Origin of the sequence: Parafrankia sp. FMc2 (assembly GCF_041008525.1) — a bacterium.
Taxonomy (GTDB): domain Bacteria; phylum Actinomycetota; class Actinomycetes; order Frankiales; family Frankiaceae; genus Parafrankia.
In genome coordinates, this window is record NZ_JBFLUG010000082.1 from 21267 (window position 1) to 33868 (window position 12602).

8 protein-coding genes are annotated in these 12602 nt (G+C 73.5%); 6 read left to right on the forward strand and 2 right to left on the reverse strand.

Annotation, left to right across the window (positions count from 1 at the left end; all coding sequences use genetic code 11):
* The first annotated feature begins 256 nt into the window (after positions 1 to 256).
* Positions 257 to 2392 (forward strand): hypothetical protein, encoded by a 2136-nt coding sequence (locus tag AB1460_RS23970; RefSeq protein ID WP_368964267.1) that lies wholly within the window; start codon positions 257 to 259, stop codon positions 2390 to 2392.
* A 30-nt stretch (positions 2393 to 2422) separates the two neighbouring features.
* Here the strand turns inward: AB1460_RS23970 and AB1460_RS23975 are convergent, their stop codons facing one another.
* Complete coding sequence (locus AB1460_RS23975; RefSeq protein WP_368964268.1) at positions 2423 to 3352, reverse strand: aldose 1-epimerase family protein; 930 nt, start codon at positions 3350 to 3352, stop codon at positions 2423 to 2425.
* 432 nt (positions 3353 to 3784) lie between these two features.
* Between AB1460_RS23975 and AB1460_RS23980 the strand changes: the two genes are divergently transcribed.
* The 5 genes from AB1460_RS23980 to AB1460_RS24000 all read left to right on the forward strand — a co-directional run bounded on the left by AB1460_RS23980 (position 3785) and on the right by AB1460_RS24000 (position 11293).
* Entirely contained in the window at positions 3785 to 6214 is a 2430-nt protein-coding gene (locus tag AB1460_RS23980) for an MMPL family transporter (protein ID WP_368964270.1), read from the forward strand.
* 133 nt (positions 6215 to 6347) lie between these two features.
* Entirely contained in the window at positions 6348 to 6881 is a 534-nt protein-coding gene (locus tag AB1460_RS23985) for a hypothetical protein (protein ID WP_368964272.1), read from the forward strand.
* A gap of 193 nt (positions 6882 to 7074) precedes the next feature.
* A complete protein-coding gene (locus AB1460_RS23990; protein ID WP_368964274.1) occupies positions 7075 to 8328 on the forward strand; it encodes a hypothetical protein in 1254 nt (417 codons plus the stop codon).
* Positions 8325 to 9854, forward strand: coding sequence for a hypothetical protein (locus tag AB1460_RS23995; protein WP_368964275.1), 1530 nt, complete (start codon positions 8325 to 8327; stop codon positions 9852 to 9854). Before AB1460_RS23990 ends, AB1460_RS23995 begins: the two co-directional genes overlap by 4 nt.
* Positions 9851 to 11293: an AAA domain-containing protein gene (locus AB1460_RS24000; RefSeq protein WP_368964277.1), complete on the forward strand. Its 1443-nt coding sequence runs from the start codon at positions 9851 to 9853 to the stop codon at positions 11291 to 11293. The genes AB1460_RS23995 and AB1460_RS24000 overlap by 4 nt, the downstream gene beginning before the upstream one ends.
* A gap of 50 nt (positions 11294 to 11343) precedes the next feature.
* On the opposite strand, the gene AB1460_RS24005 is transcribed toward AB1460_RS24000, so the two are convergent.
* Entirely contained in the window at positions 11344 to 12012 is a 669-nt protein-coding gene (locus AB1460_RS24005; protein WP_368964279.1) for an HD domain-containing protein, read from the reverse strand.
* Positions 12013 to 12602 lie beyond the last annotated feature (590 nt).

The window sequence follows — 12602 nt, forward strand, 5'->3', positions numbered from 1 at the left end:
TTCCGTGCACGCCCGCTTCGGCCGCCGTCGAGGTGACCGTCGAGGTGCGGGAACGTGGCCATTCCCGAACCTCGGTGGTCTTCGGCACCGGCGTTCCGTGGATGGTCGCACGCCGGCCGGCTCGCGCTCCGGGCCTGGCTCGGGCCCGCGTTCCGGTCCACGTCTTTCCGACGAGCGGAAGAGCGCTGACGACAGCCGGTCCGGAGACGGCTCGACACAGCACGGAGAGTCCGGGCGCGGCAAACTCGACGTCACCGTGGAGAGCGTCTCCCACGCGCTTGCCGAACTGCCGCCGGCCATGCCCACCGTCCTGGTCGGCTTCACCGACTCCGCGGACGTCGTCTACGAGGGCCGCGCCGGCGACCGCGCCACCTTCGAGCGGACGCTGCGTACCGTCGCCCCGACCGGCGACAGCGGTGGCGCGGACGTCGCCTCCGCCCTGGAACGCGCCCGGCTGCACCTCGCCGGCCTGCCCGAACAGCCCCCCTTCGCCCGCCTGCTGCTCGTCACCGACGACCTCACCGCCCCCGGCGACCTGCTCCAGGCTGCCTACGACTGCGCACACTCGGGGATCACGGTCGACGTCGTCGTGCTCGACACGTCCCCGCGCGCCGGCGAGCTCGCCGAGGTGATCGTCGGTGTCACCGGTGGGAGCTGGGAGGCCGCCCCCGACGAAGGGGATCTCGGCCGGGCGATCTCCGCCGCCGGCCGCCGCGCCGCGCTGCAGTCGCTGGAGGCGGGCGCCCGTCCGGTGGGGGTCGAGCCTGCACCCGGCGAGCCCGCACCCGCCGAGCCCGGGCCCGACGAGGCCGCGTCGGCCAAGCCCGCGCCCGCCGAGTCGGTGTCGGCCGAGCCCGCGGACGCACCTGACGGAGCAGCCGCGCGTGCCGAGGCGGAGGAGCCCGCGGGCGCGCAGCCGGGAGCGGGCGGGGCGGCAGGCCGCGGGCCCGACGCTCCGGAGCAGGCCACCACGGCGCCGGGAGGCGCGGCCACGGGCGCGCCGGCCACGGGCGCGGAGGTCGAGGGCGCGGAGGTCGAGGGCGGGGAGGAACCGCCGAGACACCGCCGCCCGGCCCCGCGCCGGGTGGACGTCACCTTCCCGGTGTTCACCCTCGTCCCGACGGTCGCGAACGGCAACGTCGAGCGCATCGGGGAGTCGCTGCGCACGATCGTCCCGTTCCTGGAGGATCTCACCGGCCTGCGCTACTACCCGCCGCCGACCTACGTCACCGACGACACGACGGTCACCCATCTGCGCCGTACCTGCGAGCCGGACGCGCGGTTCACCACCGAGGAGCACATCGGCGACATTCCGCCCGGCGCGCTCGCCGCCGACGAGGAGGTGGCGGTCGACCGGGTCCGCGCGCTGCTGGTGACGTTCACCGAGCATGTGCTCGACGTCGGTCCCGACACCGACCTCGTCCACGTCCGGCGCGAGGCACTGGGCGGCTTCGTCCGCAACGTCCGCCGCTACCTGGCGGGGCGTCCCACCTCCCTGGACGAGGACAGCGGCGCGGGGCCGTCCTTCCCCGAGCCACCGATGATCTGGCGCCAGCGGTGCGCGGAGGACTTCCCGAGCTTCGCCGGCCTCTACTGCGAGCTGGTGACCCGCTACACCGACCGCCATATCCGCGCCCACTCCCGCAACCGCATCGACCCCGAGGTGCGCGCGCGGCTGGTCGCCGAGCTCGGGCCGCGCGCCGCCGCGGCGATCGAGCGGTCGGTGGGCGGGGTGGTCGCCGACCCGCCGATCGACCAGGACTTCCGCGTGCGCCTCGGCGCCGCGCTCGACGACCTCCGCGCCATGGTCGACGCCCGCGACCCGGTCGCCTCCGACTTCCTGCGCTCCGGTGCGAACGTGTTCGGTGTCTTCCGGTACTCCGGCGGCGCGGGGCGCTTCGGGCGGTCCGGCATGCTGGTGCCGACGTCCGCGCCGGCTGTGCTCATGGGGGCGGGGGCGCTCGGCAAGGTGGCCGCGGCGCTGCGCGGTGACGCCGTCCTCGACGAGCCGACCTGGGAACGGGCCGCGGCGTTCTGCGAGCTGGCGCTCGTGCACGAGCACGCCCACGCGGCCATCGCGACCGGCCTGGACGAGCACGGTGCCCGCGCGGCCGCCGCCGGGACGTCCGCCTGGGCCGCAGGTACCCGGCTCAACGAGGCGCTGGCCGCCTGGGCGCAGGCGCACTTCTACCGCGACAACCCGCGGATGGCGCAGGAGTGCACCCACTACATCCGGTCCGGAAGCCACCGGACCTGGCCCTACCGAGGCGCCGACATCCTGGAGCGGCTGTACCAGGACGGCGGCATCGAACCGGTGCGGCGGTTCATCCGGCTGCTGCGGGTCACACCCGAGACCGCCCAGGCGGAGTTCGACCTGCTCCCGGCCCGCTGACCTCCCGCGAGCGGGCCGGAGCCGCGGCGCTCAGCGCCGCGGGCTCACCCCCCAGGAACCTTCGAACGACGCGCCCGGATCGAGGACGCGCAGCCCGGCGCCGCTGTTGAACGCGTTCGCCGGGCAGGTCAGTGGCTCCACCGCGATGCTGCGCCGCCGCTCGCCGGGCGCGAACGTGTCTCCGGTGAACAGCTGCACGTAGGGCCAGGTCTCGTCCTGCCAGATGGCGAGAGCGCCGCCCGCGGAGGTCAGCGTGACGGTCGCCCGGCCGGCGTCGTCGCGGGCGAGGTCGGTGAAGCAGGTGTCGAGGACGAGGTCCCCGAGGCGCCGCGGCTCACGCAGGTCGAACGGGCCCTCGGCGACGTGCTCCGCACCGGTGGGGATGAGGCGGTCGTTGACCACCAGCCGGGTCCTCGCCGGCACCGTGGCGGTGATGTCGTCCGCCTGGACCAGGGCGCCGTCCGCCCCGGGCAGCACGAAGTAGGGATGGGCACCCATGCCGACCGGCGCCGGGGCCGCCCCCAGGTTCGTCGCGGTCATGGTGACGGTCAGCCCGCCGTCGTCCAGCCGGTACAGGGCGGTGAACCCCACGGTGAACGGGTAGCCCGACTGGGCGTGCAGGACGACCTGGGCCCGTGCCGTGGCCTCGTCGAGGCGTTCGAGGTCCCAGGCCAGCCAGCGGGTCAGGCCGTGGCTCGCGTTGCCGAGCGCGACCTCGTTCACGGGCAGCTGGTGCCCGGCCCCGCCGAAGGTGTAGCGGCCCCCGTCCACGCGGTTCGGCCAGGGCAGCAGCAACTGGCCGCGGCCCCGGGTCGCCATCGCGTCGGCCGGGTAGCCGTCGAGCACGGCGACCCCGTGGGCGCGGTACTCGCGCAGTCCGGCACCCACCTCGGTGATCACCGCACTGCTCTCGCCGTGCACCAGCTCGAGCTGTCGCCCGGACGGCGCGCTCGTCCCCATCGCCTGGCCTCCGTCCTCGTGCCGCGGGATGCGGCCCCGCCCGCCGTCGCGGCGGACCCGTTCATCATCGCCGTCGCGCCGGCCCGTGCGGCGCGCGGCCCGCCCGGCCGACGGTCGGGCGTCCGATATCGGGGGCCGCGTGGTGGTGGGAAACCCCGAATCCTCGCTGGCGGTGGGCTTTATCACGGCAGTCGACGCCTGCCGGCCGTGTCGCGGGCGGGCCGCCGAGAAAATGGGTGCGGTCATACGCCGCTGCCGCCCTCGACCCCCGGATCCGTCCGCGGGAAAGGCATCTTCGTGGGGTCTGTCATTGCGCTGCGTGGCCATCGAAGGCGGGTCTTCCCAGCTCCGGAATTATGGAGCATACGGACCACCGCGGCTGACCCCACCAACGGCGGAATAGGGGGCAATTTCCCGTTCTAGGGTGTTCGAATGACCGACAGGCCCGAGAAACTCACCGGGGTCGTGGGGCTTCTCGCGCGTTGCTGCGCACGCTATCGCTGGCTAGTCCTGGCGGCGTGGCTGGTGGCGTTCGTGCCCGCGGTCCAGTACATCCGGGAGGGCGGCGCCCGGTATGCCCAGCAGGTCGCCCCGACCGGTTCCGAGGCGGCGCGCGCCATGGACGGCGTCGCCCGGTCATCGCCGAACGCACAGCTGCCGGACGTCGAGACCATCGTCGTGCGCGCACGGCTCGGCACGGTCGACACCGGCCGGGCCCGCGAACGGATCACCGCCCTGGTCTCCGAGGTGGGCCGGCTGCCTGGCGTCATCCTCGTCGCCGACCCCGCCGGGCCGCTCGGCGCCGCCACCGCCGGCATCGACCCGATCAGCGCCGACCGCAGGACCGCGCTCGTCTCCGTGCTCCTCGACGACGACGCGCTCACCCCGGATCTCGACGACGTCCGCCAGGTCCTGGCGGCGGCCCGCGCCTACGACGGGCCGGAGATCCAGGTCGAGATGTCCGGTCCCGGCGTGACCATGATCGAGTCCTCGGATCTCCAGCCCGCGCCGCTGGCCGTCGCCGCGTTCGCCGTGATCGTGTTGCTGGGGGTCACCCTCCGCTCGCGGCTGGCTGTCCTGGTGTGCGTGCTGCCCGCCGCGGTCAGCGCGCTGCTTGCCGTCGCGCTCACCGCCCGGCTCTCGCATGTCACCCAGCTGACCCCGTTCGCCCCGGTCACCGCCGCCGTTCTCGCCTTCGGGACCTGCCTGGGCGGTGCGATCGTCGCCGTGCACCGGGCCCAGTCGGCGCTGTTGAGCGGCAAGAACCGGGCGCAGGCCGCGGCGGTCGCGACCACCCGCTCCGGTGCCGCGGTCGTCGTCGGCGGGTTCGGTTTCTGCCTCGCGATGCTCGCCCTCGCGGCCCTGCGCCCCAGCCCGTTCGGCGGTCTGGCGCTCGCCGCCGCGGGAGGCACGGCCCTGGCCGTGCTCACCCTGCTCACTCTGCTTCCCGCGCTGCTCGCGACGGGCGGCGCCCGGCTGCTCGGCTGGGCCGAACGGCACTACCTGGCCATGGCCGGCGCCGGGCTCGCCCGGCGGCCCGGCCTGCGGTCCTGGTGGGCGGCGCAGGTCGGCCGCTACCCGGCCCTCATCGTGGTCGCGGCCGGCGTCCTGCTCCTGACACTGGGCAACCAGACGTCCGGCCTGCGGATCGGTGGCGGTGACTCGGGTACGGACCCCACCTCGATGACCACCCGGCGCGCCTACGACCTGGCGAGCGAAGGCTTCTTCGCCGGCATCAACGGCCCGATCCTCGTCACTGTGGACAGGGGCCAGCCCCGCGACCCCACCGAACGGATCACCGAACCGCGCACCGTCGCCGCGGTGCTCCGCGGTGTACCGGGCGTGCGGACGTCGGAGGTCTCCCTGGACGACCCGACACGCGGACCGGCGGTCATCCGGGTGCTGCCCGCCGACGGCCCCCGCACCACCCAGACCAGCGACCTGGTCCGACAGCTGCGGGACGAGGTGCTGCCCGCCGCACTGCGCGGCTCCGTCACGACCGCCGCGGTCGGCGGCCCGACCGCCATGTTCGACGACGCCGCGGACGAGTTCCGGTCCACTCTGCCGCTGTTCCTCGCCATGGTCCTGCTCACGATCGGGCTGGTGGTGTACGCCGTGGCGGGCTCGCCGGTGCTGGCCGTCGTGCTCGGCGCGGCCGGCGTGCTGAGCGTCCTCGCCTCCGCCGGCCTGCTGCGGGTCCTGTTCCAGGACCCCGACCTGGCCCGGCGGCTGGGGGTGATGACCAGCCCCGTCGAGCCCTTCGTCCTCGTCCCGGTCATGATCTCGGTGTTCGGGCTCGGGCCGGCGATGAACCTCATCCTGCTCATGCGGCTGCGCGAGGGCGGCTCCGCGGATCCGCCCGCAAAGACCGGCGCCGGGGACGGGGGAGCGTTTCGGCGTGCCGCCCGGCTGGTCGCGCGCCGCCGGGACGGCGCCCGGCCCGACCCGATCCGCGACGGCCGCGACGCCGTCCGCCGCGGGCACGCCGACCTCGGTCACGTCGTCCTCACCATGAACTTCGTGATGGTCTTCGTGTTCCTCGCCGTCGTCGCGCAGCCACCCCGCACCCTGAAGATGCTCGGCTTCGGCCTGGCGATCGGCCTGGCGGTGGACGCCGTCCTGGTGCGCGCGGCGATTCTGCCCGCCTCCGTCCACATCGGCCAGCGCTGGCAGGCGGAGCGCACCACCCGCCGCGGGCAGGGCTCCTCGGGGGCCGCGGCCAACGCCGGCAAGGGGAAGGGGACCGCCGCCGGGGCCGGATCCGGGTCCGGCGGGTCAGCCGCCTCCGGTGGCTCCGCCGCCTCGGGTGGTTCGGGCGGCGGGCGCGTCGCCGGCGGATCCGGGGCGCCGCTCGTCCGCTGAAACCCTTTCCGGAGATGTCGCCGCGCGATCCGGGAGAAAACTCGTACCGTATTGTTCTCCCGGATCGCTTGCATTGTTCCGGGTCGGCGATCTCACTGGACCTCGGTAATACTCCTCCCGTACTCGTCGCCCTATGGGAGAGGAATCACCGGTAGCCGCGAAGGATCAGGAAAAGATAAAGAAGGCGATCGGCCCCCTCGGCCTCGTCACACCGGCCGGCGCCACGGCGCGGACGCAGGCACCGGCGCCCGACGCGACCGGGGATGGCCCCGGAGTATCGGCCCGTGTCTGGTATGGGCGTGGTAACAAGGGCCTTGTCCGCCCGGTTCTGCTCGCCGACGGTTTCAACACGGGCCCGACCGACAACCTCCCCGAGATCGACGGCGCGCCGGGCGGCACGCTCGACTCCTTCGGCATCCTCGCGGACGCCCTCAAGGACGCCGGCGAGAGTCTGGACGTCGCCCACCGCATCGTGAACTTCGTCCCCTCGGTCAGCGCTGTGGCGCTGCGTGACGTCGAGACGGACGACGACCTCTACCTGGACATCAACGCCGCCGACGCGAGCCGCTCCGAGCTGGACGAGTTCCTCTGCTCCTCGCGTCCCACCCCGCACACGATGATGACCGAGGAGCTCAGCGCCTGGATCCTCGACCGCATCGCACGCTGACCTGATTCGTCCTGAAATGTCCTGAACTGACCTGAACGATGGCCGGGCGCTGGTGGCCGTTGCGCCGCCGGCGCCCGATCCCGGCCACGAACTCATTGACCGACATGCCGGCACAAGACTGGACGGAGGCCCCCGTCGACGGCATCGTTGCCCGCGGTTGCTCCGCGACGATGGCCGTCACGAAGGTGGTTCCGTGCAGAACCGGAGGTCAGAGCAGATCCGGGGGTCAGAGCAGATCCGGACCGAGGCACGCCTCGACCTCATCCGAGGGTCCGCCGCCCGCCGGCGCCACGACGCGCGCACCATCGCGGCACTGACCCGTAATCCCGGGTGCAACCGGCGGGCTGTCCTCGACGCCGCCGGGGTGGACAAGGACGGCCTGTCCCGCCACATCGGCTTCGCGGCCCCCTTCGGCCAGTCCCAGTTCGCGATCATCCGCGGCAACGCCTTCGAGGCCCGGGTCAGGAACGACGGCGGCACCGACCTGCTCCGTCTCCTGGCGGACTGTCTGGGGTTCGATCTCGATCCAGATGGTTCCCCCGATGATCCTCCCGGTGGTCTCACCGTCGTCGACCTCGGCGCGTCCGCCGAGCAGGCCGGGGGAGTCCGCCCGGCCGCGGAGAACCTCGCGGACCGGCTGGACCGGACGGTCGCCGCGCTGCGCCCGGACCCGGACGGGATCGTTCTCGTCGCCCATCCGCTGCTGGCGCTGCCCGTCGGCGGGCAGGACGTCCACCTGGAACCGGACCTGCTGGTGATCCGGCCCGACGGGCAGTTCCACGTCGTCGAGATCAAGTCGTTCCCGGTCGTCGACGGGCAGGCCGACGGGGAGAAGGTCGCCGCCGCGGCGGTCCAGGCCGCCGTCTACGTGCTGGCACTGCGCCGGATGCTGCACGCTCGCGAGGTCAGGCCGATCGACCCGCCCGTCCCGCAGGGAACCGTCTCGCATGATGTGGTCCTTGTGTGTCCCCGCGACTTCTCCAACGCACCGCTGGCGACCAGGGTCGACGTCCGCCGGCAGCTCCTCGGACTCGAGCACCAGCTCACCCGGCTGGCCACCATCGAAGCCCTGCTCGATGACCTGCCCGCCGACCTGACCTTCGACCTCGCCGCCGGCCCGGACGGTGCGCCGACCCGGCCCGCCACCGAGCTCACCACGGGACTCGACCTGCTCGACGCCCGCTACACGCCGGACTGCCTGTCCACCTGCGAGCTTGCCTTCCGCTGCCGGCACGAGGCCGCCGGCCGTACCGCCGCCCTCGGCGCGAGCGTGCGCGAGGACCTCGGTGGCATCGACACCGTCACCGAGGCGCTCGGCCTCGCCCACGGCACCCGCCCGCCAGCCGAGGACCAGGCCGAGGCCGCCGAACGCCTGCGGATCACCGCCAGGATGTACGCCGAGGCGCTGGCCGGCGCGCCCCACCGGCCCGTCGGGGCCGACGGGTGAGCGCGATCAGCTCGTACGCTCGCGCGCTCGCCGCCGCCACCGGGACCGCCGCCCCGATCGCCACCGTGCGCCATGTGCACCTGTCCGAGCGTCCGCTCGTCCTCGTCCCACTGACGCTCGCCGGTGAGGCCAACGCCCCGCTCGCCGCGCTCGTCGGGACCAGCCAGGCCGACCCGACTCTCCTCGTCGTGCCCCAGCCGCGGAACCGTGACCTGCGCTTCGCCTTCGCGGCCGACCTCGCCGCGATCGTCCTGCCGCACGTCCTCGGCTTCGCCGCCGACGCCGAGGAGCTCGCGAACGGGTCGCGGGCCCACGATGCCCCCCAGCTGATCCTGCCCAACCCGGCGGGCCTCGCCTTCCTGCGGCTGTTCGGCCGTTCCACCCGTTTCCGCGCCACCGACGGTGACTACGCCGTGCCGCCGAGCGTTCCCCTGCTCGGGCGGTGGCTCACCTTCTTCGCCGAGCGGGCGGAGATCCCCGGCTCCTCGCTGGCCCGGGCCGTCACCGACCTGCTCTCGCTGCACTGGGCGACCGGACAGAGCGCCCTCGAGGACGCGAACCTCGCCGCCGCCATGGGCTGGATCGACCCGCCTCCCGGCCGGGACGGCCCAACCTCCGCCCGCCTCGCCGAGGACCCGGCGCACAGCCCGCCAGCGGGGCCCACCACCGACCCCGGCTTCGACAACGACATCCTCGCCCCCGCGATCGCCGCCTACGACGCGGTGACCGATCCCGCCGCGCTGCCGACGGTCCTGGCCCGTCTGCGGGACGTCCTGCGCGGCCAGCTCCAGCCGACCTGGGACCTGGTCTGGCGCGCCCTCGACCTGCTCCGCCAGCTGCCGCCCGGCGCGTCGGTCGCCGGCCGCTGGGAGACCGACCGCGCCCGCTACACGGGATTCCACACCTACATGGCCGAGGAGGGCCTGCCGCAGGCCCGCCTCGACGGCGCGGTCGCGGCCGCGCGGCGGCTGAACCGCATCGAACAGGCCCAGTCCGCCTACGACGCCGAACGCGCCTTCGACGACCCGCTGGTCATGGCCGACCATCGGGTGACCGGCGAGGCCTTCCAGGGCACCGTTGTCGCCGTCGACCGCGACCGGCGTGTCCCCAACGGCCGGGGCAAGGGCCGGCTCGTCACCCGCCCCCTGCTCACCGTGCGGACGGAGGACCCGGTCCGCCTCACCCTCGGCACCCGCGTCGTCGCCAGCAGCCGGCGGAAGCAGGAATGCCTCATCGTCGCGATTGATTCGCCCGGCGCGGACAACGGCGCCGGCGCGGACGGCGGCCGGAGCGCCACGGGCGCGGCTCTGATCACTCTGGAGGCGCAGAGCGGAATGGGCCGGTCCGCGGCTCCCGCCCCCGGCTCGGTCCCAGAGGCGGGTGAGACCCTCTGCTACAGCGCGGTCCTCGCGGACGGAGTCCGCTCCGTCGCCATGCCGGACGCCGCGGACACCCCGTGGACGCACGGCGGCCCGCCCGAGCCCTACGAGCCGAACGAACGCGACACCGCAGAGGTCTGGGATTGACCACACCGACACCCATCCCCACGTCGATGCCCACGGCTGCCGCCCAGCCGGGCGTAGGCGTAGGCGTCGACGGGACTGATCGCCCGACCGCGTCCGATCTCTCCGCCGGGCCTGGGCGCTCGGCGGCGGCCGGTCGTTCGGCGGCCGCCGAGGCCGAGCAGGCCATCCGCGGGATCCTCGACGATCTGGCGTCGGGGCGTCACCGCGGCGTCATCGTCGACTCGCCGCCCGGTGCCGGGAAGTCGACCCTCGTGGTCCGGACCGCCGCTGTCCTCGCCGCCTCCGGCGAACCACTGATGATCGTCGCCCAGACCAACGAACAGGTCGACGACCTCGTCGAGCGGCTGTCGGCGCGCTTCGCCGCCGAGCTGCCCGGCGCCCGGATCGGACGCCTCGGCCGCGCCGGCTACGTCCCGTCCCCCCGCCTGGCGGAGCTCACGAACGTGGTCACCGCGAGCGACGTCGGTGGACTCGGCGAACCCGCCGTGACCATTTCGACAGCGGCAAAATGGACGTACGTCCGGGACGGGACGTGGCCCTGGGCGATCATCGACGAGGCCTACCAGATGCGGTCGGACACGCTGCTGGCCATCGCCTCCCGGTTCGAGCGCGCACTGTTCGTCGGCGACCCGGGCCAGCTCGACCCGTTCTCGACGGTCACCAACGACCGCTGGCACGGCCTGGTCTGGAACCCGATGCAGAGCGCCGTCGCCGTGCTGCAGCGAACCAACCCAGACCTGCCGGTGCACCGCCTGCCGGTGTCGTGGCGCCTGCCGCGCACCGCCCAGGCGGTGGTCGCCGACGCCTTCTACCCGTTCACCGGGTTCCGGACAGGCACCGACTTCGGGGAACGTGGCCTGGTGCTCCCGGGGCGGGGCGACCGGCCGGTGGACGAGGTCATCGACATCGCCGCGGGCACCGGCTGGGGGCTGCTCGAACTCCCCGCCCGCCACACCGTGCGCACGGACGCCGAAGCCGTGGCGGCCGTCGCGGCCCTCACCCGACGGGTTCTCGAGCGGGGCACGGTCGCCCGATCCGGCGGCGAGGAAACCCTGGTCACCGCGGACCGGATCGCGGTCGGAGCCGCCCACCGCGACCAGGTGGTGGCCATCCGCGCGGCTCTCGGCGACGACCGGATCGTGGTGGACACCGCCAACCGCCTGCAGGGCCGGGAGTACGAGGTCACCGTGATCCTGCATCCGCTCTCCGGCCGGCGCGACGCCACCGCCTTCCACCTGGAAGCCGGCCGGCTGTGCGTCCTGGCCTCCCGGCATCGCCAGGCCTGCCTGGTCGTCGCCCGGGCCGGTATCCGGGATCTGCTCGACGCCCACCCCACCAGCGATCCCGTCCACCTCGGGGAGCCGGTTCGTTTCCCGGACGGCTGGGCCGCCAACCAGGCTGTTCTGGCCCATCTGGCGTCCAGCCGCGTCCAGGTCTGACGCCCGTCGCCCGGCCGGCCGAGTCCGCCCGCCCGGCCGAGTCCGGGTGGCTAGGCCGCCAGGTAGCCCCGGCGGACCGCGTCACCCACCAGGTGGGTGATGTACTCCCACAGGGCCTGCGAGCCCTCGGAGACGACCCGCTGGTGGGCCAGGACGTCCTCGGCGCGCACCCCGTGTGCCTGCCAGCTTCCGCCGCCCGTCGCGTAGTTCAGGATCAGGGGCTGGAGGCGGTCCAACGCCCGGGCGAAGCGCGCGTCAGGGGTACGGCGCGCCTCGAACTCCTCCCACAGCGAGCGGAGCTGGACCGCCTGGTCGCGGGGAAGCTGGGGGAACAGCCGGTCGGCCGCCGCCCGCTCCCGGGCCTCCTGCTCGGCGATGGCCGTGGTGTCGTAGACGAAGGTGTCCCCCGCGTAGATCTCCACGAGGTCGTGAACGAGCAGCATGCGCAGCACGCGGCCGGTGTCCACCTCCTCCTCGGCGTACTCGCCCAGGAGGACGGCCATCATGGCGAGATGCCAGGAGTGCTCGGCATCGTTCTCGGCTCGGGAGCCGTCGGCGAGGTGGCTGCGCCGGAGCACCGACTTGAGCTTGTCGATCTCCAGGATGAACGCGAGCTGCCGCGCGAGCCGGGAATCAGCCACCGACGGCAGTGCGACGACGGGCTCACCGGGACCCGCCTGTGACGCTGCATCCAGTGGGGGCGGGGACTGCGTCGACACCTGACCTCCTCGTATTGCCATACATCTGCTGTGCTCGGCGCCGTGGCGCCACGGCGTGACGCAACTGCCGTGTACCCGCTCCCTGCGGAGCCTCGTGATCCGCTGGCAGGTCGCGGGGGTGCTTCGTGCCCTCAGTGTGCGCGGAATCGTCGCCACAGGCCTCACCTTGCGATGTGAACAGAGTCCGATCATCCTTCGGGTTGACAAGAGAACAACCATCGATCAACCTCGTGGGCTTATGTAGTTGTCTTATTGATCTCCGTGATGTCTGGTTGATGTTTCGCCTCTGTCGGGCCACCTTCGGGCCGAGTGCGCCGGTTCCGCGGCCGCAGCGGACGGTCACCTTGCTTGCTCGGCCCGCTCGGCTGTCGACGTGGGGGGGTGTTCTTCGCCGGTGAGGTAGTTGTGGGGGTAGGTGGTGGTGCTGGTGTGGGTGGTCCGGGTGAAGGTGCCCAGGGTGGGTTGGTGCACCTTCCAGGGTCGCCGGGTTGGTGGCGCATGCGGTGGTGGCGTAGGCAGGCGGGGCCGAGGTTGATCGTGAGGGTGGGTCCATCGTCGGCGTTGGGGGTGGTGTGGTCGGTGTCGGTGTC

What these genes read in the sequence shown, in the direction of transcription:
- AB1460_RS23980 (WP_368964270.1), top strand. Translation starts at nt 3,785, where the DNA reads ATGACCGACAGGCCCGAGAAACTCACCGGGGTCGTGGGGCTTCTCGCG.
- AB1460_RS23985 (WP_368964272.1), top strand. Translation starts at nt 6,348, where the DNA reads ATGGGAGAGGAATCACCGGTAGCCGCGAAGGATCAGGAAAAGATAAAG.
- AB1460_RS23975 (WP_368964268.1), bottom strand. Translation starts at nt 3,352, where the DNA reads ATGGGGACGAGCGCGCCGTCCGGGCGACAGCTCGAGCTGGTGCACGGC.